The sequence below is a fragment of the Acinetobacter sp. GRABPA_MV_2 genome (assembly GCF_056725885.1).
In genome coordinates this window covers 1-25,741 of sequence record NZ_JBWZNA010000011.1, presented here as the reverse complement: position 1 = coordinate 25,741, position 25,741 = coordinate 1, and the positions used below count along the sequence as shown (strand labels likewise).

Sequence of the window (25,741 nt, the reverse complement as noted above, 5' to 3'; positions counted from 1 at the left end):
TGAGTATAAAAAATAATATATGAAAATTAGCTCCATCATTATTTGCACACTTCTTATAGTTCCACTGGGAATCGCTTTTTATAATTATGAAAAATATTTACCGACTTTTACCTCAAGCCATCAAGCGCTCTCAAAAGAAGAAATATTAGAACTTATAAAGACCAAGCCAGTTACCTCAATTGAAGTGTTTAAAAACCAACGCCTACTTCTACTTAAAAATAATGAAGAGGTAATTCGGCAATATCCGATTCGTCTCGGCTTTAATCCTAAAGGACATAAACACTTTGAAAATGATGGTAAAACACCTGAAGGAATTTATTCTATAGATTGGCGAAACTCCAAAAGTGCGTACTATAAATCTCTGCATATTTCCTATCCCGATGCGAAAGATATTGCTTATGCCAAGCAACATAATCAACCAACGGGAGGAGATATCATGATTCATGGATCCGTTCCAAAATCCTTACTATCGATGCCTTTTAGCTCGAATTATATGCCCCATAAGGATTGGACCTTAGGATGTATCGCTGTTAGAAATGTAGATATAGATGAAATTTGGCAATTAGTGCCTAATCACACCAAGATTATAATTTATCCATAACTCTTTAAAACTATCCACATTTTCTGTGGATAACATTGTGGTTATCCACAGAATAACTTTTATAAAGACTTACTCTTCAGGATATTCGAAGCGATAACCTACACCATAAACTGCTTGAATCCACTCATGGCGGTTACCAGTTTCAGCCGCTTCACTAATTTTTCGGCGCAAGTTTTTAATATGGCTGTCAATCACACGATCGGCAACATCAAAGCTGTCCGGATTAATGTGATCCAATAATTGTGCACGTGAATAAACTTGCCCCACATGCTCTAAAAATAGCTCAAGTAAGCGAAATTCGGTTGGCGTTAAGCTCAACGATTTTTGTTGATACCAAATTCTTTGTTGTGCTTTATCGATGCGGAAAGAATCATTTTGCTCAGGCTCGGCCTTACGCTCTAAACGACGTAGCACAGCTTGTACACGAGCAACTAACTCTTTCGGACTAAATGGCTTACATACATAATCATCAGCACCCATGTTAAGACCTAATACTCGGTCAATTTCTTCGGTACGGGCAGTGACCATAATAATCGGTAAGTCTGACTGTTCACGAACTTTACGGCAAATCGTTAAACCATCCATTCGTGGAACCATTAAGTCCAGAATCATTAAATTAGGTTTACGTTGCTGGAAACTCGCATAGGCATCTTGACCATCATGAAACATACTTACTTCAAAACCGGCAGCTTCAAGATAATCACGCACCAAATGCGCTAATTCGACTTCATCTTCAACCAACATCACATGTTTCATGAGATATTTTTCCTTTTATATTTAACTCTGCTTTTTAAAAGTAAGTACACAACGTAAACCACCTAATGGTGAATGTTCAAAACTGAGTGTACCACCAAGCGCCTGCGCAATCTTACAAGACAAAGCTAAGCCCAGCCCTGTTCCACCTGTACTACGCGTACGCGAATCATCTACGCGATAGAAACGTTCACCTAAACGGGATAACTGCTCATCACTTAAACCATAAGGACTATCATCGACATATAACGTCCACTCTTGAGGAGTCTGACTTGTATGAATATGAATTTTGCCACCTGTTTCTGTGTAACGAATACTATTACTAATTAAATTAACAATAATCTGTTTAAACCGATCACGGTCTAATAATAGCGGAGAACTTGTTCCTTCAACTTGAATTTCGAGACCAGCCTGCTCAAGTTTGGGTTTAAAGTTTTCAACTTCTTGTAATACCACTTCCCATGGATTTACAGAACTCAAATAACACTTAAGCTGCTGAGCATCTGCCTGCGCTAAGTCTGCAAGGTCTTGGGTCAATTTTTTCAGACTTGAAACCTGACGCATCATTGCATCTAAATGTTCAGGGGTTGCTTTTCGAATCCCGTCTTGCATCGCTTCAATTTGCGCTTGCAATACAGCCAAAGGAGTTTTTAACTCATGAGAAGTATCGGCCACCCATTGACGTCGTGACTCTTCATGCTGATGTAAAATCTCTGCCAAATGGTTCAATTGAGTTGATAAATCACCTAACTCATCATTTCGCTTAATGACTACTTGATGTTGATAATTTCCTTTGGTTAATTCATTCGTTGCATTTAATAAACGCTGAATTGGCTTTTTAAAATAAGTCGCCATTAACAGCGCTGCAACTAGACTTGATAGTAAAGTTAAAGCATAAATTAAGAGTAAATAACGCTTTTGATTACTAAAGAAATTAATACTCAAAGCATCTTCTTTATCTAAAACTGGCTTTAAACCTAAATATCCAACAACTTGATTGTTTAAAATAATCGGGCGAAATGACATCTGATCTGAAGAAGGCGGTTCACCTACAACAAACTGGTGCCGTGCATCATATAAAGATAAACGGGAACTCAAACCCAAACGGTCTGGCAAAGCAATAAAACGCTTCTTCCCATTTTGGGTTTCAATATCTTTTAGGCTTCCCTTCTTTGACTTATTTTTATCATCACTTGGACGAAACTGGTTTGCACTTAACGGGAATCTTAGCCCTTCAAAGGGTTGATATTGAGAAGGTAAATTTTGCTCAAGCGTTCTTAACTCTTCATCACTAAAAATAGTATTTTTATTGGTCGGTGCAACTTGCGGTGAAATATTAATAAGGGCATGTTCATCGAAAGAATGCTGCTGTATGGCAATATCATATTGGCGACGAAGCCACCACTGTGAGAGACGATCATAGTCGTCAGGAGCTGCCGTACCTTCGATTTGTAAAATCTGTGCCTGAATCGCATTTCCCCAATCATGGTACACGGTATAGACATCACCCAAATTGGTAATGAGACGATCTAGCTTCTGCATTTCAACGTCAGCCACGTATTTGGCAAAGTTCTTTTGCATTGTCCAGTGCAAAACGCTCAAGCTTGCCGTCGCAATAAGCAATGTGGTGAGCAAGACTGTCAAAAATAACCGTAATGCAATGGGAACACGTAGAACGTTCAAAAGCACTCTCTCATTTTTACCCTATATTTTGCATTGTAACCAACAACGAAAAGAAAAACTCTCCATTGTTTCTACATCTTTATTATCTAATCTTTAACCCATCAGTAAACACAACATTAAAGGGCTTTAGATATGAAAATGACGGCAAAAATTGCATTATTCAGTGCGGCAATTGTAACAATGGGAAGTTTGGCTGCATGTCAATCGACAACTCAACCACCTAAACCAGAGCGTGGAATGATGAAAGATGGCCCACGTGAGGGTCACCACCGTATGAAGCACCGTGAGTTCACTCCAGAACAAAAAGCTGCATGGGAACAGCGCCGCGCAGAACGTCAAGCTCGCTTTGAACAAATCCAAAAAGCATGTGATGGTAAAGCGAATGGACAAACAGTAAATGTTCAAGTTGGAGATAAGACACTTGAAGGTACTTGTAACCTTCGTTTTGAACCAAAGCGCCCTCAACCACCAGTTAACGCTCCTGCTCCAGTACCAGCTCCAGCAAAATAATTCTAAAATTATGAAACAAAAAGGCGCCTATAGGCGCCTTTTTGTTTATACATAACTGTTTACGATTTTGACTATTTGTATCATATAAACATAACCAAAAGTGTTTACACTCAAAGCACTTAGCTAGTTTAAGCATTTTTTTCTTGACTTTGCAGTCACAAAGTAAAGGTCCTGAGGTGCTTGTGCAGTTATGCAAGTTGTTGCACGATGTAATAGTCCAAGGTGCCTCATGGCACATTCTCATAGATTAAGATTATAACTCTGGTTTCACCAGTATTGAGGAACCCGATATGCCACAATACAAAGCGCCCTTACGTGATATGCAATTTGTTTTGCATGAATTATTAAATGCTGAAGAACACTATGCAAAATTACCTGATTTCCAAGGTAACGTAAGCCGTGAATTGGTTGATCAATATTTAGAAGCTGCTGCTGACTTCTGTGAAAATGAACTTTCTCCTTTAAACCAAGTTGGCGACCGCGAAGGTTGTACTTGGAATGATGGCGTAGTCACTACTCCAACAGGTTTTAAAGAAGCTTATCAAAAATATATTGAACTTGGCTTTCCGTCTTTATCAGCTGAAGAACAATACGGTGGTCAGGCCTTACCTAACTCTTTAGGTATTGCAATTTCTGAAATGGTAGGTAGCTCGAACTGGGCATGGGGCATGTACCCAGGCTTGTCTCACGGAGCTGTACGTACATTAGAACATCACGGTTCTGATGAACAAAAAAATACTTATTTACCAAACCTTGTTTCAGGTGTTTGGACAGGTACGATGTGTTTAACTGAGTCTCATGCAGGTTCAGATTTAGGTATTATCCGCACTAAAGCAGAACCAAATGCAGATGGTAGCTATGCAATCTCTGGCGAGAAAATCTTTATCTCTGCTGGTGAACATGACATGGCTGAGAACATCATCCATATCGTTCTTGCTCGCCTACCTGGTGCACCAAAAGGTACTAAAGGTATCTCATTATTCATCGTTCCTAAATTCAATGTAAATGCAGATGGAACTATTGGTGAACGTAATGCGGTACGTTGTGGTTCTATCGAACACAAAATGGGTATTCACGGTAACGCGACTTGTGTCATTAACTTTGACCAAGCTAAAGGTTACTTGATTGGACCTGAAAACCGTGGTTTGAACTGTATGTTCACCTTCATGAACACAGCACGTATTGGTACTGCTGTTCAAGGTTTAGCAGCGTCTGAATCATCTTTCCAAGGTGCGTTGACTTACGCGAAAGAACGTTTAGCAATGCGTTCACTTTCTGGTCCTAAAGCTCCAGAAAAAGAAGCAGATCCTATTATCGTTCACCCTGCTGTTCGTAACATGCTTTTAACTCAAAAAGCGTTTGCTGAAGGCGGGCGTGCTCTTGTTTACTTACTTGCTCAATACGCAGATATCGTTGAAAAAGGCGAAACTGAAGAAGAGCGTAAGTTTGCTGACAACATCTTGTCTTTATTGACTCCAATTGCAAAAGCATTCTTAACTGAAACAGGTTCTGAATCTGCTAAGCACGGTGTACAAGTCTTCGGTGGTCATGGCTTTATTTCTGAGCATGGCATGGAGCAAATCGTACGTGATACACGTATTGCTTGCTTATATGAAGGTACAACCGAAATTCAAGCACTTGATTTGTTAGGTCGTAAAGTATTGCAAACTCAAGGTGCAATGCTACGTGACTTCACTAAGATCATCCATAAATTCGTAGAAGCAAACAAAGACAACGCTGCTATGAAAGAATTTGTTGAACCGCTTGCGGCACTTAACAAAGAATGGGGCGATCTTACTATGCAAATTGGTATGCGTGCGATGCAAAACCCAGATGAAGTCGGTGCTGCTGCTGTAGATTACCTATACTTCGCAGGTTATATCACTTTAGCTTACCTATGGGCTCGTATGGCGCTTGTAGCACAAGAGAAATTGGCAGAAGGTACAACCGATGTTGACTTCTACAATGCGAAAGTAACTACTGCTCGTTTCTACTTCAAGAAAATCTTGCCACGTGTACGTTCTCATGTAGATGTGATCGCTGGTGGTCTAGATCCATTAATGTCATTAGACGCTGAACATTTCGCTTTCTAACCATAGTTAGTTGCGATATGCAATGTTAAAAAACAAAAAAGGACTGCTCAGTTTTGACGGTCCTTTTTTTATAAAATCAATGATAAATTTACACTTTAAATTCCATATCCATTTCGTTTTACAGGATATCTAGCACAGGCCAATGTGCACAAAAAAGGTGAACGATTATGCCAATTTACAATGCTCCTTTAGCTGATATGAAATTCATCTTAAATGATGTATTTAAAGCAGAACAATTTTGGCAGTCTAATGAGAAACTCGCTCATGTAGATGCTGCAACAGCTGAAGCAATTTTAGAAGAAATGGCTAAATTTGCTCAGAACGTGACTCATCCATTAAACCGTACCGGTGACGAAGAAGGCGCTCGCTATGAAAACGGCGAAGTATTCACACCAGCTGGTTTTAAAGATGCATTTCGTCAATATGCAGAAGGTGGTTGGATTGGCTTAGGTGCCGATGAAGAATGGGGCGGTCAAGGCATGCCAAAAATGCTCACCGTTCTTTCTGATGAAATGTTATTTGCGACAAACCCATCATTTATGCTTTACCCGCTTCTTTCAGTGGGTGCAGGTATGGCTTTAAACAGCTACGCATCTCAAGAGCAAAAAGAGACTTATTTACCTAAGATTTATTCAGGTGAATGGTCAGGCACCATGTGCTTAACTGAGCCACATGCAGGTACTGACTTAGGTATTATCAAAACTAAAGCTGAACGTAATGAAGACGGCACTTATAACATTACAGGTACTAAAATCTTCATCACTGGCGGTGACAACGATCTAGTAGAAAACATCATTCACTTAGTACTTGCTAAAACTCCAGATGCCCCTGCTGGTTCACGTGGTATCTCGTTATTTATCGTACCGAAATACCTTGTAAATGAAGATGGTTCTTTAGGCGACAGTAACCATGTTGGCCCAGGTTCAATTGAACATAAAATGGGTATCAAAGCATCTGCAACTTGTGTAATGAACTTTGATGGAGCTAAAGGTTACCTCGTTGGTAAAGAAAACGAAGGTCTTGCAGCAATGTTCGTTATGATGAACTACGAACGTTTATCAATGGGTATTCAAGGTTTAGGCGCATCTGAATTTGCATATCAAAATGCTGCTCAATACGCGACTGACCGTTTACAAGGTCGTAGTGCAGCTGGTGTTCAATCACCAAACAAACCTGCTGACAGCATTTTAGTGCATGGTGATGTACGTCGTATGTTGTTAAACGTACGTGCAAACAATGAAGCATCTCGTGCATTTGCAGTTTATGTAGGTCAACAACTCGATATTACTAAATTCTCAACTGATGCAGCAGCAGTGAAAAAAGCCAATGACCGCGTTGCGCTTTTAACTCCAATTGCAAAAGCTTACCTCACAGATACAGCATTCCAAGCGGCTTTAGATGCTCAAATGGTATTTGGTGGCCACGGTTATATCCGTGAATGGGGTATGGAGCAATGTATTCGTGACCTTCGTATTGCTCAAATCTACGAAGGAACCAACGGCGTTCAATCTCAAGATTTAATTGGTCGTAAAACCATTAAATGTGGCGGTGCTTTCATCGCGGAATACATCACTGAAATTCGTGACTTTGCAAATACATTAGATGCGGATTTAAACTTTATTAAAGATGCAACTTTAGATGCTGCAACTGAAATCGAAGCAATCACTCAGTTTATTATTGAGCAAGCTGCTGAAAATGTAGAATTCCCGAACTCAGCTGCGGTTGATTATTTACATGCTGTCGGTTTACTCAGCTTCTCATACATGTTTGCAAAAATTGCAGCAGCAGCAAAAGATAAGTCTGGTGATTTCTACCAAAATAAACTTGCTTTAGCTCAGTATTTTGTTGAACGTATTTTGCCTGATATTGATGCGCGTATTGCTAAAATCAAAGCTGGTTCTGACTTAATTATGGGCTTTAGTGAAGATTACTTTACAAATCAAGCTTAATTAAGCTCTTCATAAAAACGCCTGAATAATCAGGCGTTTTTTGTTTCTGATCATAAAAACAAGAATAACTTTTAAGTTTTTAGCTTCTCGACCAAGAATTCGGCGGTAATATTAACACTTGGTAAAAGCCCTCGTCTTGTTAGCATTAATAAACTGGTCGTTACACTACCGGCAGACCAATCTGGCAAAACATTAATTAAACTTCCACTCGATAATTCATGAATACAAAAAGTTTCAGGTAAAAGTGTAATACCCAATCCCCTTTTTGCAGCCCCCTTCAACGTCTCCGATTCATTTGCTACAAAGCGAGTATTTGGCCGTACTATTTCTTTCTGACCATTTATATTTTGAAAATGCCATGGATTCATTTGCAACTCAGGCCATAAGCCTTGATGGTCCACTAAATCTTGTGGTGAATTAATTGAGGCTGTGTCCATTAAATAAGTAGGTGCTGCAACAGCAATAATTTTATCATTTTTAAGTACACGTTGAATTAATCCGGAATCCGGTAATGGTTGAAAATGACTACGGATCACGATATCAAAGTTTTCACTCATAACATCAACGTAACGATCAGTTACCTCTACTTGTAATAATAACTTAGGATAACGTTCCGCAAGTTCAGGCAAACAATCTGATAAAAGATACTGAGCAATAGGTACAGAAGCACTCAACCGGACTACACCACTTGGCTCTTGTTGTTGTATTAATAAATTTTCTTCTGCATAACGAAACTCATCTACTGCATTTTTGGCATGTTGATAAAACAGTTTTCCTGCTTCGCTTAAAACAAAACTACGCGAACTACGGTGAATTAACGTTAAGCCTAGCTTTTTTTCTAATATTGCAACACGCTTACTGATTGTTGATTTAGGTAAATTGAGCTGTTTAGCTGCGGCAGAAAATCCTTGATGTTCTACAGCAACAACAAAGAGATAAACATCATTCAAGTTTTGTCTAAGTAGCATTCTTCAATGTCCATATATGTAGACAATAAGTTTCATAATACCTAACTACTAGAAACTTTTCTGGCGACTTAAGATGATTTTACACATCACAAAAGAGTAATCATCATGTCTACTTTCACTTTATTTTATGGCGTCCCTTCTGGCTGCTCATTTGGTTCAATTGTTGCCTTGGAATGGTCAGGTTTACCTTATCAGCTCTGTAGAATCGAGATGCCGGCTCAGTGTAATACCGAGGAATACCGCCAAATTAATCAAGTCTGTGAAACACCTGCATTGCTCTACGATAATGGTAAAGTTTTAACGGAAAGCATGGCTATCTTGAACCATATCATGGCAAAAAGCCTGAATGCGGCTTTTCATTATGAGCAAGGAACAGAACAATTTAATCTTTTTAATCAGAAACTAGCTTTTTTGAATACGACTTTATTCAATGCATTTAGCCCACTCTGGTATAGTCTTGAACACTCTTCATCAGAAAGTAATAAACAAGCATTACGTGAATATGGAGCAGTCCAAGTTAAAAAAGCATTTACCGCTTTAGAAAATAGCCTGATAAATCAAACTTGGCTAATGGGCGATCAATTGTCTTTTGTAGACGGATACTACGCAGGTATCGCACGATGGTTGAAATATCATAATGTTATTGATATTGATCAATTTCCAAACTGCGAACGACTTTATGAACAATTACAAAATGAGGCAGCGGTTAAATTTGCACATGCAATTGAACAAGAACAATCCGTAAAGAGTACAGGTAACTTTTTAGGCCATATTCTCTTTGAAGATGTCATTCAACAATATAAAAATTTGAAATAGTCTTTGTATTTATAGTAGATCTCACCTCAATACTTGACTTGAATTAAATCGTCATAAAAACGCCTGAATAATCAGGCGTTTTTTATTTTATATTTACTATTTCCATTGGCACAAAATTTGTTTAATTTCTAAATATTATGAAGTAAACAAAAGATCTCATTATGCCTGATTCTAAAAAATACGAACGGATACTTGACCGCTTCGGACATTACGCCGTAGAAGCCTTCCATTATTTAGCCTTGTTTATTATCGGGTGTATGGTGGCATGGTCGGCAGCCAATACCGTTTTTGAAATTCTGACTGTCAAAAAGTACGCTTCAATTGATGATATTTTATTATTATTTATCTACTTGGAATTGGGAGCAATGGTTGGAATTTACTTTAAAACCAATCATATGCCTGTGCGCTTTCTTATTTATGTTGCAATTACAGCCTTAACCCGACTACTCATTTCAGATATTCAACATGATCATAAAGCGGATATTGATCAAGTCATTATTACGGGCTCAATTTTGATTTTAGCCTTATCTATTTTAGTTGTACGATTTGCTTCATGGCACTACCCATCAGTAATGAAAGAGAAACACGCAAAAACCTCAAATAATTTGAAAACCCCTCAACCGCAAGATGACGAGTTAGCATAGAAAAAGGCCTCAAAATAGAGGCCTTTGTTATATTACATTTAACGAACTCGATAAATGTTATGTCTTGAGTCTACTAATAAGTATTGATTAGGGGTTTTAACCCAATGGTATCCACGTGGTGGCGCATATAAACGGTGCGCTCTCCAGTCCGAAACATAATAGCGGCTATGGCGATATTGGGTAGGAATACGTTCACCACGTTTAAAAGCAACATAGTTACCATAATGCTTACCACGATCAGAGTTTGACCAAACTGGCGCTCGGTGATCATTACGATAATCATGACGGCGGTCATCACGATGCTCATATCGATCATAGTTTTTACCATGTTTATTGTCCCAACGATGACCTGAATCAGCCATCGCGGTAGCTGATATACCTAACATCAATGTTGAAAGAACAAGAACGATTGGCTTTTTCATGGCCTATTTCCTTTTAATCTTGATATGGAGCTAGATTAGAAGACAGTCGAGGAGAAACCATGAATAAAACAGCTTTGATTGCTAAACTTTGTAATGACTATAAAGAAAATATGAAGAATCTGTATCTGTGCTACCATTAGCATTTTCAAACTAGGTCAATTGCTGTGTCTGAAATCAGTTTTGAGCGTCTTCATCAATTCTTTTGCAAAGTTCCAAGTGTACAAGAAGCCCGTATCATGGCTCATGGAGCAGATGGCGAACATGCTTGGTGGTTTAAGTTCAGTATTGACGTAGAGCATGCACTTGCATGGCAAACAGTTCAAGAACTAGGTCATGTTTTAAATTACCTATCGACGAATGAACGTCTGCCCACATTATTCTTTCCTGTTTCACCACCACCTTATATGAATGGTGAAGCCAAAGATTTTTTATCATGGATTATTCAGTGTAATCATCCGGAGTTTTCTCCAGATGTGGTCTGTGATTGGCTTGAAGCACGTTTGCCGAATCCTGTTGACGACGAGTCGCAGTGGAAAATTAAGACAGATTTGAGTGAAATAGAAAAACTTGATGATAAAGCGTTGGATCAATTGATTCCGCCAGCACCTTAAATCGGACTTATAGCACAGCCTTTGCTTACAGTGATGTTCTTATGTCTTTTGTATAGGCTAATGCCTCACTTTTGAGAGGTCAAAAGTGACAAAAACCTTTGTTTCACTGATGTTGCTTCCCTGCAACACAGTGAAACGGCGACATCCATGTCGCCAATCATCTTGCTATTTTTTGGAAAACTCCAAAGATAGTGATTAAAAAGTCGACAACCCTGACCATTCCATAAAACGATAAATCCAATACTTCACTTTAGACTCATCTGCATACTTCGCATAATCCACACTCATCTGTCTATCTTTTAGGTTTGACCACGAGGTATTGAAGTAATCTTGTGCATCTTTAAAAACTTGATCTTGAACTTTGCCAATGACCAACATATCCGTTTCAAGGTTATAATTTTTTAAATTACGGGCCGTAAAGTTGGCAGATCCTACGATCAACTCAGCGTGTTGGGTATTATATTTTAAGATCATTTTGCTATGGTTCTGCTCGCCATGGGTATCACACCAACGGATTGGAATATCAGCAGCATGTAGCTCTGAAGCCACCTGACGGTTTGGAATACCATTCTTTTGTCTACCAAATGCATCTTTATTTGGATCGAGTAAAACACGAACAATAACACCTCGTTCTTGAGCATTTTTTAGTGCTTGAATAATCTTACGTTCAGATAGATAGAACATACTTAAATCAAGATGCTCTTTCGGCTTCGCTGAGTTAATCAATTTCAATACAGATTCATAAATTGCGCCCTCAGTTAAAACTTGCACTTGAGGTTTAGTTACGTCTTTCTCAAAGTCACCTAAAATGAGCGATGGGGAGCTACTGCCTGACATTTGTGCAACTGCAGCTTCAGTTTGAAGAACATCAGCAGCTGTCGCCCCTGTTACAACCAACGCGACATTAGAGTGTCTAGAGCTGCCATCGTGTGGATTTGCTGAGGTCACCAATGACTTCCAACCAGCATCGGTATCAACGACAACAGTCTTACGGTGATTGGCCTTAAAATTAAATAAGTTTAAATAGCTGCGCAGTGTAATTTTTTCATCACCGAATGGATTTGGTAACCAGCCCTTTTCAGGGTTATTGCCAATATTTTGACAGCAGATGTACCAGAAGCCTGACCAGAATGGGCTAGAAGCACGCAAAGGGGCTAAATTCGTTTCAATCACATCAACACCTGCCTGACGTAACTGACGGTAGTGTTCAGGGCTGATACCACCGTATACCGAGTTAATCGGGTCGGTAATCATAACGATCTGAATTTGGCGATTTTGTCTTTTCTTACTTACTAATGCATCGGTTAGCTCTTGCATTAATGGTCTTTGCTTGAGTTTTGAGTCACCCACTTCTGAATTAAACAAGAACATATCCACCACAATCGTGGTTTTTGCCTCATCAATCATTTTCAAGATTTCATCAAAGATGTGCTGGTCAACCTGCTGTTGCCCTTTTGCATCAAGATAAGTTTTGTCTGCTAAAAATTTAACATCGGCATGTCTAAGCTTGCCACTAAAGTTAATCCCTTGTGGTAATGGTTTTACTGTGTGGTAAATCGCCGATGCAACATATGCAATAGCAACAACGCAAAGTAATACCGCCATATAACGACGCCCTGACCAATTTAACTTTTGATGAATTCGTTGAAAAATACGCATAAAAAAGACCTAACTTGATGGTTTCAAATTAGGTCTTTTGACTTGATTTTTCAAGTTTAGTTTCGTGTTAAAGCCTTAGAAACTAAAATCAACACCCACAGTAAAATTACGTCCAACTTGTGGAATATTTGATAAGAATGAAGCATGCTGATAAACCGTGTCATCTAACAAGTTATTTGCTTTCATATAAACACGGTAATCTGTTTTTGCACCATATTGTCCAGAGTATGCCACGCCAAGATTAAGCATGTTATAGCCTTCAGTTTCGGTCTCGTAAGCTGCGATCTTATCTTGATTAAAGACATGGTAGTACTCGGCAGAACCGCTAAAGCCATCGCCAAAATCTGCATCAACTTTAGTACCTAAACGTCCCGCTGGAATACGTGGAGCGTTACCCTCGGCATCAATTTCACCGCGTACATAGTCACCAAAAGCACTGATCTTGTATATTGGGGTAATTTGATAACCAATCTCACCCTCGGCACCATAGAAACGAGCTTTATCTTGAGTGTATTGAACTAAACGGAAGTCTTTATAACGGTCAAGGGTTTGCGCATAGATGTAGTCATCAAACCAGTTATGGTACACATGAAGATGATAATCGAGTTTGTCATTATCAAAATGCAAACCTAACTCAACATTATTCGATTTTTCCTTACTGAGTTGATCATTGCCTAACTCATAAGTATTCGTCGCAAAATGTCCACCATTTGCATATAACTCTTGAGCTAAAGGTAAACGCTCTTGATGTGAAGCGACAAAAGAAAGTTTATAGTTCGGTGCAAACTCCCAATTCGCAGCACCTGCGTAAGAAAATGCTGAACCATCAAAATCCTGTTTAGAATTATCGTCTACATCAATTTCTTGCTGATCTGCACGGGCAGAAAGCTCAAAATGTACGTCTTTCCATTGTTTATGTTCTAAAGCAAATACGCTCCACTTTTTGGTAGTGGTCGGGGCCATAAATGCTTCTTCACCAGTTAAATCTAATTTCTGTTGACCTAACTGTGCGCCAATTACCCCTTCCCAACTTGCAATCGGGTTATGTACTAACTCAATGCGTCCATCATAGCCTTTGTTTTGGAATCGGGTTGCAATTGCGCCCTCTTCAATTTCATCATGCTGATAGTCAGTATAGCTTGCTTGCGCACGTAACTTTTGGAAGCCTGCAAATGGATCATTTAACTCGGTTTTAAAATCGTAACGCTCAGATTTTAAATCAATCCATGGGCCGCCATGCTCGTGCTCATGTTCTTCATGCTCATGATCGTGAGCTTCTTCACCTTCTTCATGCTCATGGTCACCACAATGCAAATGCGGTCTTCCACCTAGATGAGCGCTACAACTTTCATATTCATGGCTATGCCCCGGTAAACCATACTGGTCTCGACGGTTACTATACGAAATACCCGTATAACCGCGATCATAAATCCAAGACAACCCCACATTCACTGAATCACCTTGTGCAAAGGTATTGTCTACACGGCGCTCTTTTTCACCTTCATGAATATAGTTTGGTGCAATATAGTTATTCGCATCACGTGTTAACCCCTCAACACGTAATGCAACTTGGCTTCCCAACCCTACAGTTACCCCAGCACTCGCCAGCTTTTCATCACTTCCAGTGTTGTAACGTAAGCCAACTTGTCCTTCATAACCATTTTCAGGCATTTGTGTAGGGATCTTGTTATCAATAACGTTGACTAAACCACCAACAGTTCCCGCACCAAACAATAAAGTAGAGGGACCACGAATCACTTCAACTTGTTTTGCGAGAACTGGATCTACTGTTACAGCATGATCAGGAGACAAAGTTGAGACATCCACATTTTCAGATGAATTTTGAAGAACTTTAACACGTGGTCCATCTTGGCCACGAATCACCGGACGACTTGAACCAGCCCCAAACTGATTCGCATAAATCCCCACCTCACTATTGAGCGCATCCCCAATAGTGGCGGCCCCTTCAGTCAAATGCTTTTGGTCAACTACAGTATCAGCGACTGCAAAATCTTTTGAAGTTTGCTCAAGGGGGTGCGCCTTGATGCGGATAGTTTCTAACTTCTCAACATTTTCATTTTCTGCTGCAAATACAGGTATGGATATGGCAGCCAAAATGGATATGGTCAAAATATTTTTATAGAACAACATGAGGTGATTCTCTGATCGCTACGCCTTTTGTTTTGTTATATTATAACATTTCAGTTGTTTTGCAATAAAAAACATTTCTAATCAGATGATTCGTTAGACTGGCCAATTAAATGATGTGAGTAATTCCTGTTTTATAATGCCTTTTACCATCTCTCATGCCGTTATCGCCCCTCCACTTGCTAAATTGAGCCGAAACACGTTACCCATTGCCGCCTTAGCAATTGGCAGTATGACGCCCGATCTTTACCGCTTATTTACAATGCAATCAGGTATGCTGACTCATCAATGGAAGGGGCTTTTCTACCCAAACCTTGCGTTAGGGTTATTATTCTGTGTCATTTGGTATTTACTTTACCGACCTGTGGTTTACCGTTTTTTTGGTATCCAACACGATTTAAAACTAGATTCTTTTAGACATTTTTTTAGCTTTTTTATTGGAATTATAATTGCTCTACTCATTGGTATAGCAACACATCTCATTTGGGATGGGCTTACCCACTCAGACTTTAGAACTTTTATATTTCAAGACTTTTTATCGCAAACTGTTCACTTGTTTGGCCGTCCTTATCCATTGCATCGCCTTCTTCAACTCGGTTCTTCTGCTCTGGCATTACCTTTTTTAGGCTGGATGAGTATTCATTACTATCAGCGCCATAAACAGCATTGGAAAGTAAATTATAAAATTAAAATTTTTGCTTGGTCTTTATTTGCTTTATCTACACTTTTAGGCTTATTTTCATTTTGGGACTATGCCCGTTATATTCCCCATGAGGTTTGGCATTCTGATACCTATTATTTTACTGGCCGCTCTATTAATGAGTTTATGCAAGGTTGGTTAAGTACGTTTAGTTTGGGATGTCTATTATTCTTATTTTTAGATGGACAACAAAGAATGGGCTAAATAGCTAAACTTGCTGCCAAATTGCTCATTTTTAGCTAAATTATAGCTGTTTTTTGATCTAGTTCTTGTGGCATGCCATTCAACAGGGCATAATCGAAAACTTATTTTTTTGACGGTGCGCGGTTTACGCATCCGTCTTTTCAGCCAATATAGTTTGGATAATCTTCATCATGATGCGAACTCATTACTGTGGCTCTTTAACTGAAGCCCAAATCGACCAGACCGTTACATTATGCGGTTGGGTACATCGTCGCCGTGACCATGGCGGTGTTATTTTCCTTGATATGCGTGACCGTGATGGTCTCGTTCAAGTGGTTATTGACCCAGATACTCCAGAAGCATTTGCAACTGCAGATAAAGCACGTTCTGAATATGTATTAAAAATTACAGGTCGTGTTCGTCGCCGTTATGAAGGTACTGAAAACCCAAATATGGTGAGTGGTCAAATCGAAGTCTTAGGCAAAGAAATCGAAGTTCTTGCTGCATCTGAAACTCCACCATTCCCATTAAATGATGACACTATTAACGTGTCAGAAGAACACCGTTTAAAATATCGTTTCTTGGACATCCGTCGTCCAGAAATGTTAGAGCGTTTACGCTTCCGTTCTAAAGTAACCAACTTGATTCGTAACTATTTAGATGATCATGGTTTCTTAGACGTTGAAACTCCGATTTTAACTCGTGCAACCCCTGAAGGTGCGCGTGACTATTTAGTACCAAGCCGTGTACAAAATGGTAGCTTCTATGCACTTCCACAATCACCACAATTGTTCAAACAATTGTTGATGGTTGGTGGTATTGATCGCTACTACCAAATCGCGAAATGTTTCCGTGATGAAGACTTACGTGCTGACCGTCAGCCTGAATTCACTCAAATCGACATTGAAACATCGTTCTTAAACGACGATGACATTATGGATTTGATGGAAGGTATGACTGTTAAATTATTTAACGACTTGCTTGGCGTAAAATTTGAAAAATTCCGCCGTATGCCATACAGCGAAGCAATGCGTGATTATGCATCTGACAAACCAGACTTGCGTATTCCGTTAAAACTCGTTGATGTTGCAGACTTAATGCAAGAAGTTGAGTTCAAAGTATTTGCAGGTCCAGCTAAAGACCCTAAAGGCCGTATTGCAGCACTTCGTGTACCGGGCGCAGGTTCATTAACACGTAGTCAAATTGATGAATACACTAAATTTGTCGGTATCTACGGTGCAAAAGGCTTAGCGTACATTAAAGTCAATGAAATCGAAAAAGGAATTGAAGGTCTTCAATCTCCTATTGTTAAATTCATCGAACCAATCGTAATGCAATTGCTTGAACGTGTTGGCGCTGAAAATGGCGATATCGTATTCTTTGGTGCGGACAAAGCTAAAATTGTAAATGATGCAATGGGCGCCCTTCGTGTCAAAATCGGTCATGACTTGAACCTTGCGACTTGTGAGTGGGCTCCACTTTGGGTTGTTGACTTCCCAATGTTTGAAGAAACTGACGATGGCAAATGGACTTCTGTTCACCATCCATTCACATTACCTAAATCTAGCGTAGAAGACGTGAAGAGCAATCCAGGCGAAGCACTTTCTGTTGCTTACGACATGGTATTGAACGGTACTGAAGTTGGTGGTGGTTCACTTCGTATTTACACATTAGAAATGCAAAAAGCGATTTTTGAAGCGCTTGGTATTTCCGATGAAGAAGCAGAAGAAAAATTCAGCTTCTTACTCAATGCGCTTCGTTACGGTGCACCTCCTCACGGTGGTTTGGCATTTGGTCTTGACCGTTTAGTAATGCTTATGACTGGCGCGACTTCAATTCGGGATGTTATTGCGTTCCCTAAAACGAAAACTGCTGAATGTCCACTTACTCAAGCACCGGCTCCTGTGGAAGCAAACCAGCTTCGTGACTTGGGCATCCGCTTACGTGAACAACAAAAGAAAGAAGCTTAATTGCTCTTTAATAAAAAACCCTGCAATTGCAGGGTTTTTTATTAGAAATAAGATATATATTCGACTTACCTAAGCTATGCTTTGCGAATAAGCTGGTCAGTGGCATAATAAGGAGCTTTTAATTTAGAGGTCAGCTTTATGGCTATGCGCCCAGATGTACGACGACATGCTTTAGTCGTGATTGTATTCTCCCTCGCACAATGGTTTTTCATGCGCTACATCCTTGCGAATGAATTATTTAACCTCACGACGAACCAACGTATTCTTTATTTCTGTGTAAGCAGTTTAGTCGGTGCATTACTTATCTTTGTTGCACTGATTTATATGGTGCTCAAAGGTAATGCGGATAAAAAGTAATGCAAAAGAAACTGCTCATCATTGGTAAACGCAGCGGTATTTTGCAGTGGTACGAAAATATTCTTGCTGCTGCCCATCAAAGCCCTGATTATGAAATCCAAGGCTTTGCCTTAAATCATAACAATACCACCGATCGGTTTCTGAAAAAGCTATTACCAAACAAAGATATATATACGGCAAATTTACTCAAAAAGAAACTGCAAACGTTTCAGCCAGATTTGATTCTCATTGCCGATCTTTTTTATTTTAATGATCATTTACTGCAAGTTTTGGCAGACTTTCCATGCAAAAAAGCACATTGGATTGGTGACTTTTTTGATGAACGCTTATTAAAATCTAAAGACGTCATTGATTTATATTGCTTTACCGATTCTAGCTTTATCGAAGATGCGAGAGCAATGGGACTAAATCATGCCATTTATCTGCCTCTTGCTTATAATCCAAATGTCTTCTTTTCTAGCAATGAACAAAAAGATGATCGTCTTTTATTTGTAGGCGCATGGTCGCCTGATCGACAAGAGCTCATTGAACAGATTCCCCTTCCCCTCACTGTCTATGGGAAAGGATGGGATAAACTCAGCAAATCAAACAGTATTGTTCACCCTCACAATATTCCTTTGACTGAAGTTGCCGAACTCTACAGAACGCATCGTTACATCTTGAATGTCATTAACAAGAAAAATATTCGTCAAGGTATGAATATGCGTTGTTTCGAAGCTCCGGCTTGTGGTTGTATTTTGGTAAGCGAGTATGTTGAAGATCTAAACTATGCTTTTGATATCAAAAATGAAATTATTTCATTTGAGAATCCGCAAGAATTGCAATTGAAGTTAAAAGATCCAATAATCAGCGCTGAAGCAGCCATGTATAAAGTTCAACAGAGTCATACTTATAAAAATAGGATAGAGACCGTCGTTGACTTATTGCTTCAAGCTTAAGTTTTAGCTTTTTTAATTTTGTATAGGCCACCCTCACGTGTTTGTTAGTGTTATTGTTCCAAGTTATAACCATGACCAATATTTAGAAGACAGAATTGAGAGCATTCTTAACCAAAGCTATTCGCAATTTGAAGTGATTCTTTTAGATGATCTATCACCCGATCATAGTGCCGAAATTTTAGCGAAATACAAAAGCCATCCGAAAGTTTCACATTGCATCATCAATGAACAAAATTCAGGCTCAACATTTTGCCAATGGAACAAAGGCATGCATCTAGCAAAAGGCGATCTGATCTGGATTGCAGAGTCTGATGATGTTGCCGACTTACAATTTTTGGAAAAATTAGTCCCTCATTTTGAAAAAAATCCTAAGCTTGTTCTTGCCTACAGCCAATCTCATCGAATGAATGCACAAGGTGAAGTCACGGGTTCATGGAAAGATTTTACTGATCAAGTTGATTCAAAATTATTTGAAAATGATTTTGAAATGAATGGTCTCGAATATATCGAAAGATTTTTAAATGCTCAAAACACCATTCCAAATGCCAGTGGTGTCATTTTTAAAAAACAGACTTATTTCGATGTAGGTGGAGCTAATCCAAGTCTACGCTTTATTGGTGATTGGGAAATTTGGGCAAAAATCGTATCGCAAGGTGACATCTTCTTTACGCATGAGTGTTTAAATTATTTCCGCTACCATGACACCAGTGTTATTGCCCAAGCCAAAAAGAAAAAAGATCATTTTGAAGTAAGACGGCAAGTGATTTTGCTCCGCCAAAGCATGTCTCAATTCTTAAAAGACTATTCCAAGACACATCCAGAAGCCAAAAAGGCTTACTGTATTAACCAGCAGAGCTTATCTAAAGAATTGAGAAAAAATGCTTCTTTGGCAATTCGTCGTCGCTATTATGATCGAATTATTCCAACGAGTATCACTGCACTACAGACTCTACCTTTTTATGTTGTCCCTTTTTACATACTCAAATTACTTATTCAGTTCATTTTATCAACCTGTTTAGTCGCACCATATAAAATAATATTGAAACAGCCTCGATAAAAAAAGAGGAGATAAACTCCTCTTTTTTTATGCTTTAAATGCATCTGCAATCTGATCTTTATCACTCACCAACACCTCACCAACCTCATCAAGAGGCCAGTTAATCGCTAGTGTTGGATCATTCCAAATAATAGCGCCTTCACTTTCTTTATTGTAGTAATTGGTGGTTTTGTACAAAAACTGGGTATTGTCTTCAAGTGCGATAAAGCCATGAGCAAAACCTTCCGGTATCCAAAACATGGTTTTATTTTCTGCACTCAGTTCAACACCAACCCATTCACCATAAGTTTTTGAGTCAGGTCGAATATCTACCGCAACATCCCAAACACGACCTTGTACAACACGTACCAGTTTTCCTTGCGCATAAGGTGCATTTTGATAATGCAACCCACGTAACACACTCTTTTGAGACAATGAATGGTTATCTTGTACAAAAGTTGGAACAGGCAAGTTTAATTGTTCAAGTGCTTGTGCAAAACGTTGCTGATTAAAGCTTTCCATAAACCAGCCGCGATCATCACCAAATACATTTGGATGTAGAATCAAAAGCCCTTCTATTTTAGTCGTTTCAACCTGCATTTGACTCTTCCCAGATTTTTTTCAAATATTGACCATATTCTGTTTTTTTCAAAGCTTCAGCACTTTCTAAAAGTTTCTCTTTGCTAATCCAACCTTGATTGAAACCAATTTCCTCTAAACATGCGACTTTTAATGACTGACGCTTTTCTACAGTATAGATAAAGTGACCTGCTTCTAAAAGCGATTCATGCGTGCCCGTATCCAACCATGCAAACCCTCGCCCTAAAAGCTCCACATTCAATGAACCATCTTTCAGATATGCATTATTGATGTCAGTAATTTCAAGTTCGCCACGTGCAGATGGCTTCACTTGTTTAGCAAACTCTACAACACGATTGTCATAGAAGTACAAACCCGTCACGGCATAAGGTGATTTTGGCTTTAATGGTTTTTCTTCAATGCTGAGAACTTTTCCAGTTGGGTCAAACTCGACAACACCAAAACGCTCTGGGTCTGTCACATGGTAACCAAATACTGTTGCACCATGCTCTCGATTACTCGCAGCTTCTAATTGTTTGCCAAAACTTTGACCATAGTAAATATTGTCACCCAAGATCAAACAAACATTATCTTGACCAATAAACTCTTCACCAATTAAAAATGCCTGTGCCAAACCATCTGGAGAAGGTTGTACTTTATAAGTAAGTTCAATACCAAATTGAGAACCATCACCGAGCAGTTTTTCATATTGGGGTAAATCTTCTGGTGTCGAAATCAATAAGACTTCACGAATACCGGCAAGCATCAATACAGACAATGGATAGTAAACCATTGGTTTATCGTAAATTGGCAAAAGCTGTTTCGATACACCTTTGGTAATTGGATGTAAGCGTGTACCTGAACCACCCGCTAAAATAATACCTTTACGTTTGAGACTCATTTATTTAATAGCTCCACTATGGTTCGCTTTACACCATCTTGCCAGTTAGGTAGACAGAGTTTAAAAACATGCTGTATTTTTTGGTTGTTCAATCTTGAATTGTGTGGTCTGGTTGCTGGTGTTGGGTAAGCCTTTGTTGGAATTGGATTAACCTTTTGTACAATCAGCGCCTGTCCTAATGACCGTGCTTGCTCAAATACATAACTTGCGTAGCCAAACCATGATGTTTCACCACTCGCCACCAAATGATAGACACCAGCTTTACTCACATCGGCTACGACTTGAGGAATAGCATGTGCAGTAATATCAGCAATTAGCTCAGCAGAAGTTGGAGCACCAATCTGATCATCAATAATCGACAACTCTTCACGTTGCTGAGCCAAGTTCAACATCGTTTTCAAGAAGTTTTTTCCTTTACTTGCATAGACCCATGATGTTCTGAAAATTAGATGCTGACAGCCACTCTCAACAATTGCCTGTTCGCCTAATGCCTTGGTTTTACCATAGACATTTAATGGTGCAATTGCATCTGTTTCAACAAAAGCTGTTTCACCTGCCCCGTCAAAAACATAATCGGTAGAGTAATGCACAAATAAAGCTTTAATTTGCAAACATGCATCGGCTATAGCCTTTACAGTTTGATGATTCACAAGATCAGCCGAATCCTGCTCAGTTTCAGCCAAATCAACAGCTGTATAAGCAGAAGCATTAACGACTACATCGGGTTTTAGCGCCACAATCGTGTCAAAAATTGCCGATGGTTGAGTCATATCGCCAGATAGACCATTTAAACCATGACGGTCTAATGCAACTACCTCGCCCAAAGGAGCAAGCGCTCGCTGTAGCTCCCACCCAACTTGTCCATTTTTTCCAAGCAATAAGATCTTCATAGTTATCCTTGATATTGCTTGTTTAACCAAGACTGATATTCGCCACTTTGAACGTGTGCAACCCATTCAGTATTACTTAAATACCATTCAACGGTTTTACGCAGGCCCGTCTCAAACGATTCTTGCGGAACCCAGCCTAAGTCATTTTTAATTTTTGTCGCATCAATTGCATAGCGCACATCGTGACCTGGGCGATCTTTGACATAGGTAATTAAATCTTTGTACTGTGCTACACCTTCCGGCTTATTCGGTGCCAATTCTTCAAGTAATGTGCAAATCGCATGAACAACTTCGATATTGGCTTTTTCATTGTGACCGCCAATATTATAAGTTTCCCCAACCACACCTTGCGTTGCAACAGTAAAGAGTGCTCGTGCATGGTCTTCTACAAATAACCAGTCACGAATTTGCTGACCATTGCCATATACAGGGAGTGGCTTGGCTTGCAAAGCATTTAAAATCATAAGCGGAATCAATTTTTCCGGGAAATGAAATGGCCCATAGTTATTTGAACAGTTGGTCACCAACACCGGTAAACCATAAGTACGGTTCCATGCACGGACTAAATGGTCTGAGCTGGCTTTGCTTGCAGAATATGGTGAACTTGGTGAATACGATGTTGTTTCGGTAAATAGGTCGTTTGTACCTTCTAAATCACCATAGACTTCATCGGTTGAAATATGATGGAAGCGGAATGTTTCCTTTTTTGAACCATCAAGGGTTAACCAATAAGTACGGCTTGCTTCCAACATTTGGTATGTACCAATAATGTTGGTCTCAATAAAAGCATAAGGTCCTGAAATTGAACGATCTACGTGCGATTCAGCAGCAAGATGCATCACTACATCAGGTTGAAAACTTTTAAATAATTCATCTAAAGCTGTACGGTCACAAATATCGGTCTGAGAAAACTGATAACGTGGGTGATCGGCAACAGAGCTTAAAGACTCTAGATTTCCCGCATAAGTGAGCTTATCGACATTTAATACTTCATGTTCAGTATTTTGAACAATATGACGAACCACCGCCGAACCAATAAAACCTGCACCACCAGTAACCAAGAACTTCATAATAAATCATGTAACTCCATTTTCTTAGTCACGGATTTTATCACCTATTTCCTATTTAATTTAGCGTTAACCTCAGAAAGCCCTACGCAGTTTGACCATTATTACAAAAAATAAAATATAAATACTTAGCTAAACTTATTTGTCCAAAACCCGATTTAACTTCCGAGTTATTTCGCTGGTATGATCTTGCATCTCTAACTCTTGAACAACCTGAGAGATTTGATAAGAATCTGAAACAGTTAATAAATATAGCCAATGTTGCTGTGCTAAAAACTTTAATTGGTGCTTAATCTGTTCATCCTGCATGGACTGCTCATCATAAAGTACCAGCAACTTACTTCCTGACATGACCACTTCTGCCACCATCGAAGTCGAGTCCGGACTCGTTAGAATCCAGTCAGCTGCTTTAATATAATCTTTGATATCACAGCTTTGGCCTTGTGCTACCCATGTTAACTGGTCATGAGGCTGAAAAATGCCGTACTGCTCAGCAAGCTGCTGTAATTCTTTTTCAAAAGTAATCGGTGTTCTTCGTGATGTTGTCAGTAGCAATCTCGCTGTAGGATATTGCTTTCGAACCTGCTGTAAAACAGTTGCCCATTGTGCCGCTTCACCAATTTTTACTGTTTTAGTGTCAGCACCAATCAAAATTGCAATCGTTTGCTCAGCATTTTGAATACCCAAATGTTCCCGCGCCCGCTCACGTGTTAGAGGTAAAGCACTCATTTTATTCGGTGCAATTGGATAATAAAAATAATGAGGCAATACGGCTTGTTGCTCATGAATGGTAAATACCACATCAAACAAGTCAGCACGAATCCCCCGTAATGAACTTGCGACCAGATTTTTTACAGGCTGATCTTTGAGCAAATGTTGTTTGAGCAATAGATTGGCAAGTAGAGTGTTTCCCCCTGCCGATACAATATAAGCAACCTGTTTCTGCTCTAATGCACTTAGGGTTTGGGAGTCAAGAAAATAACGTAACCACTCTGTATTTATTGAAAACTTGATCAATAACTTGAGAACACGATACAACCATTTTTTAGGTAGATTTAATTGAACCCATTCCACCTGATAATCTTGTTGTTGATTCAGTAGCTGAACTATTCCTTGTGTTTGAGTTTCATGGCCTGCTTTACCATCGGTCAACGCTAGGATGAAAGGTTTTTGTTGTGTCATCAATCCATCATCCTATGCTGAAAGCAATGATTGATAGACTTGGACCGTATGATCAATCATTTTTGTAAAAGTCAGTTGTTCCTGTGCCAGAGCATAAGCCTTTTTAAAACTTGCTTCAGGGACTACCACATCCAAATAGTTTTGAATCACTTGTTGCAATGCTTCAATATTATTTGGTTCACATAGAAACTCAACAGGAATAAACTCAGCCATCATTCCGACATCAGTTCCTAACACAGGACGTTGAAGCAATAAACTTTCAGCAAGTGTATACGGACCCCCTTCACGCAAGGAAGACACAATCAAAGCCTCATGGTCTGTAATCAATGGGTGAATATTGTCGCTATACCCATACAAGTGAACCCGATCAGCTAATTGGTACTCTTGAATCAATTGCTCTAACTTTTCTCGTTCTTCACCATCACCAACAATAGTTAATTGGTGTGAAATGTTCCGCCAAGCAGCCAGTAAAAGATCGAAACCTTTCACTTCATTTAAACGTCCAATGGCAATAAATTTTCTATTTTTTACAAATGATTGAGCAGGCATATTCAAAGAAATACCATTATAGACCACACTGAGTTTTTCCGGCTGCCCCACAATCTGCGCGAGTCGCTTACTCACACAAATGATATGATCAAATGCTAAGTAAGAATCAATCTTTTTCTTTGCACCATGGATAGTCACCACACAAGGGAAATCAAAACCTGCAATCATGCCTTGCAACAGTTTGGCCGTTTTAGAAGCATGAGCATGTAGCACTTGTGGTTCTGTCCCCAATATTGTTTTTTTTAGCAGATACTTCGTCCACGGGTTATAACGACTGCCACTCATATCAAAAGCAACAAAGTTTACCGAACTTTCCACCTGACTTTGATATTTCTGATGTGCAATTAAAGAAACTTCATGTGCTTGTGATAAACCAGCAGCCAGCTCAAGTACATGCTTTTCTAAGCCACCTTCCTCATCACTTGCCATCACAAGCGTAATTTTCATGATTAGCCCTCACGCGTACCAAGTTTTAAACGAAGCTTGACGGCGAATAATGAATCTTTTCCGCTGATCTTAATACGTTGTAGTT

The 25,741-nt window shown here is 39.3% G+C and carries 24 protein-coding genes; 12 read left to right on the top strand and 12 right to left on the bottom strand.

All coding sequences use genetic code 11. From position 1 onward, the window contains the following. Positions 1-19: 19 nt before the first annotated feature. Positions 20-601 carry a L,D-transpeptidase family protein gene (locus ACXM0J_RS10995; RefSeq protein WP_086265220.1) on the top strand — a complete coding sequence of 194 codons (582 nt, stop codon included), beginning with the start codon at positions 20-22 and terminating at the stop codon, positions 599-601. Positions 602-670: 69 nt separating this feature from the next. On the opposite strand, the gene ACXM0J_RS10990 is transcribed toward ACXM0J_RS10995, so the two are convergent. Next, entirely contained in the window at positions 671-1,357 is a 687-nt protein-coding gene (locus ACXM0J_RS10990) for a response regulator (protein WP_002116101.1), read from the bottom strand. 21 nt (positions 1,358-1,378) lie between these two features. Continuing rightward, a complete protein-coding gene (gene baeS / locus ACXM0J_RS10985) occupies positions 1,379-3,037 on the bottom strand; it encodes a sensor histidine kinase efflux regulator BaeS (protein ID WP_044100323.1) in 1,659 nt (552 codons plus the stop codon). Between the two features lie 132 nt (positions 3,038-3,169). On the opposite strand from baeS, the gene ACXM0J_RS10980 reads away from it, so the two are divergent. From ACXM0J_RS10980 to ACXM0J_RS10970, 3 genes are all read left to right on the top strand, one after another. Then, positions 3,170-3,547 (top strand): hypothetical protein, encoded by a 378-nt coding sequence (locus ACXM0J_RS10980; protein WP_086265221.1) that lies wholly within the window; start codon positions 3,170-3,172, stop codon positions 3,545-3,547. Between the two features lie 290 nt (positions 3,548-3,837). Then, positions 3,838-5,640: an acyl-CoA dehydrogenase C-terminal domain-containing protein gene (locus ACXM0J_RS10975; RefSeq protein WP_046811894.1), complete on the top strand. Its 1,803-nt coding sequence runs from the start codon at positions 3,838-3,840 to the stop codon at positions 5,638-5,640. Positions 5,641-5,807: 167 nt separating this feature from the next. Next, on the top strand, positions 5,808-7,589 hold the full coding sequence (locus ACXM0J_RS10970; RefSeq protein WP_086265222.1) for an acyl-CoA dehydrogenase C-terminal domain-containing protein: 1,782 nt from the start codon (positions 5,808-5,810) through the stop codon (positions 7,587-7,589). A gap of 71 nt (positions 7,590-7,660) precedes the next feature. Here the strand turns inward: ACXM0J_RS10970 and ACXM0J_RS10965 are convergent, their stop codons facing one another. Then, positions 7,661-8,539, bottom strand: a complete 879-nt coding sequence (locus ACXM0J_RS10965; protein WP_086265250.1) for a LysR substrate-binding domain-containing protein — start codon at positions 8,537-8,539, stop codon at positions 7,661-7,663. Between the two features lie 123 nt (positions 8,540-8,662). Here ACXM0J_RS10965 and ACXM0J_RS10960 point away from each other — a divergent pair, with 123 nt between their 5' ends. Both ACXM0J_RS10960 and ACXM0J_RS10955 read left to right on the top strand, forming a co-directional pair. Next, positions 8,663-9,373, top strand: coding sequence for a glutathione S-transferase family protein (locus tag ACXM0J_RS10960; protein WP_086265223.1), 711 nt, complete (start codon positions 8,663-8,665; stop codon positions 9,371-9,373). Between the two features lie 161 nt (positions 9,374-9,534). Beyond that, a complete protein-coding gene (locus tag ACXM0J_RS10955) occupies positions 9,535-10,017 on the top strand; it encodes a phosphate-starvation-inducible protein PsiE (RefSeq protein WP_086265224.1) in 483 nt (160 codons plus the stop codon). 38 nt (positions 10,018-10,055) lie between these two features. Here the strand turns inward: ACXM0J_RS10955 and ACXM0J_RS10950 are convergent, their stop codons facing one another. Then, positions 10,056-10,439: an RcnB family protein gene (locus ACXM0J_RS10950; RefSeq protein WP_086265225.1), complete on the bottom strand. Its 384-nt coding sequence runs from the start codon at positions 10,437-10,439 to the stop codon at positions 10,056-10,058. A gap of 164 nt (positions 10,440-10,603) precedes the next feature. Between ACXM0J_RS10950 and ACXM0J_RS10945 the strand changes: the two genes are divergently transcribed. Beyond that, complete coding sequence (locus ACXM0J_RS10945; protein WP_002116392.1) at positions 10,604-11,050, top strand: hypothetical protein; 447 nt, start codon at positions 10,604-10,606, stop codon at positions 11,048-11,050. A 195-nt stretch (positions 11,051-11,245) separates the two neighbouring features. On the opposite strand, the gene ACXM0J_RS10940 is transcribed toward ACXM0J_RS10945, so the two are convergent. Both ACXM0J_RS10940 and znuD read right to left on the bottom strand, forming a co-directional pair. Then, positions 11,246-12,709, bottom strand: coding sequence for a phospholipase D family protein (locus tag ACXM0J_RS10940; RefSeq protein ID WP_086265226.1), 1,464 nt, complete (start codon positions 12,707-12,709; stop codon positions 11,246-11,248). 75 nt (positions 12,710-12,784) lie between these two features. Then, positions 12,785-14,860, bottom strand: coding sequence for a zinc piracy TonB-dependent receptor ZnuD (gene znuD, locus ACXM0J_RS10935; protein ID WP_086265227.1), 2,076 nt, complete (start codon positions 14,858-14,860; stop codon positions 12,785-12,787). 136 nt (positions 14,861-14,996) lie between these two features. On the opposite strand from znuD, the gene ACXM0J_RS10930 reads away from it, so the two are divergent. The 5 genes from ACXM0J_RS10930 to ACXM0J_RS10910 all read left to right on the top strand — a co-directional run bounded on the left by ACXM0J_RS10930 (position 14,997) and on the right by ACXM0J_RS10910 (position 20,062). Continuing rightward, positions 14,997-15,761 (top strand): DUF4184 family protein, encoded by a 765-nt coding sequence (locus tag ACXM0J_RS10930; protein ID WP_045900295.1) that lies wholly within the window; start codon positions 14,997-14,999, stop codon positions 15,759-15,761. Positions 15,762-15,931: 170 nt separating this feature from the next. Continuing rightward, positions 15,932-17,710 (top strand): aspartate--tRNA ligase, encoded by a 1,779-nt coding sequence (aspS, locus tag ACXM0J_RS10925; RefSeq protein ID WP_000986451.1) that lies wholly within the window; start codon positions 15,932-15,934, stop codon positions 17,708-17,710. Positions 17,711-17,848: 138 nt separating this feature from the next. Beyond that, on the top strand, positions 17,849-18,067 hold the full coding sequence (locus ACXM0J_RS10920) for a hypothetical protein (protein ID WP_001251491.1): 219 nt from the start codon (positions 17,849-17,851) through the stop codon (positions 18,065-18,067). Next, a complete protein-coding gene (locus ACXM0J_RS10915; protein WP_001170031.1) occupies positions 18,067-19,005 on the top strand; it encodes a CgeB family protein in 939 nt (312 codons plus the stop codon). Before ACXM0J_RS10920 ends, ACXM0J_RS10915 begins: the two co-directional genes overlap by 1 nt. A 37-nt stretch (positions 19,006-19,042) precedes the next feature. Then, positions 19,043-20,062: a glycosyltransferase family 2 protein gene (locus tag ACXM0J_RS10910; RefSeq protein ID WP_000498151.1), complete on the top strand. Its 1,020-nt coding sequence runs from the start codon at positions 19,043-19,045 to the stop codon at positions 20,060-20,062. Between the two features lie 27 nt (positions 20,063-20,089). Here ACXM0J_RS10910 and rfbC read toward each other — a convergent pair whose 3' ends face one another. The 6 genes from rfbC to ACXM0J_RS10880 all read right to left on the bottom strand — a co-directional run bounded on the left by rfbC (position 20,090) and on the right by ACXM0J_RS10880 (position 25,656). Next, positions 20,090-20,641, bottom strand: coding sequence for a dTDP-4-dehydrorhamnose 3,5-epimerase (gene rfbC, locus ACXM0J_RS10905; protein WP_001195721.1), 552 nt, complete (start codon positions 20,639-20,641; stop codon positions 20,090-20,092). Further along, positions 20,631-21,521, bottom strand: coding sequence for a glucose-1-phosphate thymidylyltransferase RfbA (gene rfbA, locus ACXM0J_RS10900; RefSeq protein WP_000054001.1), 891 nt, complete (start codon positions 21,519-21,521; stop codon positions 20,631-20,633). The genes rfbC and rfbA overlap by 11 nt, the downstream gene beginning before the upstream one ends. Continuing rightward, positions 21,518-22,411, bottom strand: coding sequence for a dTDP-4-dehydrorhamnose reductase (gene rfbD / locus ACXM0J_RS10895; RefSeq protein WP_000698332.1), 894 nt, complete (start codon positions 22,409-22,411; stop codon positions 21,518-21,520). Before rfbD ends, rfbA begins: the two co-directional genes overlap by 4 nt. Before the next feature lie 2 nt (positions 22,412-22,413). Next, entirely contained in the window at positions 22,414-23,481 is a 1,068-nt protein-coding gene (gene rfbB, locus ACXM0J_RS10890) for a dTDP-glucose 4,6-dehydratase (protein ID WP_086265228.1), read from the bottom strand. 135 nt (positions 23,482-23,616) lie between these two features. After that, on the bottom strand, positions 23,617-24,660 hold the full coding sequence (locus ACXM0J_RS10885; RefSeq protein WP_000193719.1) for an ELM1/GtrOC1 family putative glycosyltransferase: 1,044 nt from the start codon (positions 24,658-24,660) through the stop codon (positions 23,617-23,619). Positions 24,661-24,672: 12 nt separating this feature from the next. Further along, positions 24,673-25,656, bottom strand: a complete 984-nt coding sequence (locus tag ACXM0J_RS10880) for a glycosyltransferase (RefSeq protein ID WP_086265229.1) — start codon at positions 25,654-25,656, stop codon at positions 24,673-24,675. Between the last annotated feature and the right edge of the window lie 85 nt (positions 25,657-25,741).

What these genes read in the sequence shown, in the direction of transcription:
- ACXM0J_RS10995 (WP_086265220.1), top strand. Translation starts at nt 20, where the DNA reads ATGAAAATTAGCTCCATCATTATTTGCACACTTCTTATAGTTCCACTG.
- ACXM0J_RS10990 (WP_002116101.1), bottom strand. Translation starts at nt 1,357, where the DNA reads ATGAAACATGTGATGTTGGTTGAAGATGAAGTCGAATTAGCGCATTTG.
- ACXM0J_RS10980 (WP_086265221.1), top strand. Translation starts at nt 3,170, where the DNA reads ATGAAAATGACGGCAAAAATTGCATTATTCAGTGCGGCAATTGTAACA.
- ACXM0J_RS10975 (WP_046811894.1), top strand. Translation starts at nt 3,838, where the DNA reads ATGCCACAATACAAAGCGCCCTTACGTGATATGCAATTTGTTTTGCAT.
- ACXM0J_RS10970 (WP_086265222.1), top strand. Translation starts at nt 5,808, where the DNA reads ATGCCAATTTACAATGCTCCTTTAGCTGATATGAAATTCATCTTAAAT.
- ACXM0J_RS10960 (WP_086265223.1), top strand. Translation starts at nt 8,663, where the DNA reads ATGTCTACTTTCACTTTATTTTATGGCGTCCCTTCTGGCTGCTCATTT.
- ACXM0J_RS10955 (WP_086265224.1), top strand. Translation starts at nt 9,535, where the DNA reads ATGCCTGATTCTAAAAAATACGAACGGATACTTGACCGCTTCGGACAT.
- ACXM0J_RS10950 (WP_086265225.1), bottom strand. Translation starts at nt 10,439, where the DNA reads ATGAAAAAGCCAATCGTTCTTGTTCTTTCAACATTGATGTTAGGTATA.
- ACXM0J_RS10940 (WP_086265226.1), bottom strand. Translation starts at nt 12,709, where the DNA reads ATGCGTATTTTTCAACGAATTCATCAAAAGTTAAATTGGTCAGGGCGT.
- znuD (WP_086265227.1), bottom strand. Translation starts at nt 14,860, where the DNA reads ATGTTGTTCTATAAAAATATTTTGACCATATCCATTTTGGCTGCCATA.
- ACXM0J_RS10930 (WP_045900295.1), top strand. Translation starts at nt 14,997, where the DNA reads ATGCCTTTTACCATCTCTCATGCCGTTATCGCCCCTCCACTTGCTAAA.
- aspS (WP_000986451.1), top strand. Translation starts at nt 15,932, where the DNA reads ATGATGCGAACTCATTACTGTGGCTCTTTAACTGAAGCCCAAATCGAC.
- ACXM0J_RS10920 (WP_001251491.1), top strand. Translation starts at nt 17,849, where the DNA reads ATGGCTATGCGCCCAGATGTACGACGACATGCTTTAGTCGTGATTGTA.
- ACXM0J_RS10915 (WP_001170031.1), top strand. Translation starts at nt 18,067, where the DNA reads ATGCAAAAGAAACTGCTCATCATTGGTAAACGCAGCGGTATTTTGCAG.
- rfbC (WP_001195721.1), bottom strand. Translation starts at nt 20,641, where the DNA reads ATGCAGGTTGAAACGACTAAAATAGAAGGGCTTTTGATTCTACATCCA.
- rfbA (WP_000054001.1), bottom strand. Translation starts at nt 21,521, where the DNA reads ATGAGTCTCAAACGTAAAGGTATTATTTTAGCGGGTGGTTCAGGTACA.
- rfbD (WP_000698332.1), bottom strand. Translation starts at nt 22,411, where the DNA reads ATGAAGATCTTATTGCTTGGAAAAAATGGACAAGTTGGGTGGGAGCTA.
- rfbB (WP_086265228.1), bottom strand. Translation starts at nt 23,481, where the DNA reads ATGAAGTTCTTGGTTACTGGTGGTGCAGGTTTTATTGGTTCGGCGGTG.
- ACXM0J_RS10885 (WP_000193719.1), bottom strand. Translation starts at nt 24,660, where the DNA reads ATGACACAACAAAAACCTTTCATCCTAGCGTTGACCGATGGTAAAGCA.
- ACXM0J_RS10880 (WP_086265229.1), bottom strand. Translation starts at nt 25,656, where the DNA reads ATGAAAATTACGCTTGTGATGGCAAGTGATGAGGAAGGTGGCTTAGAA.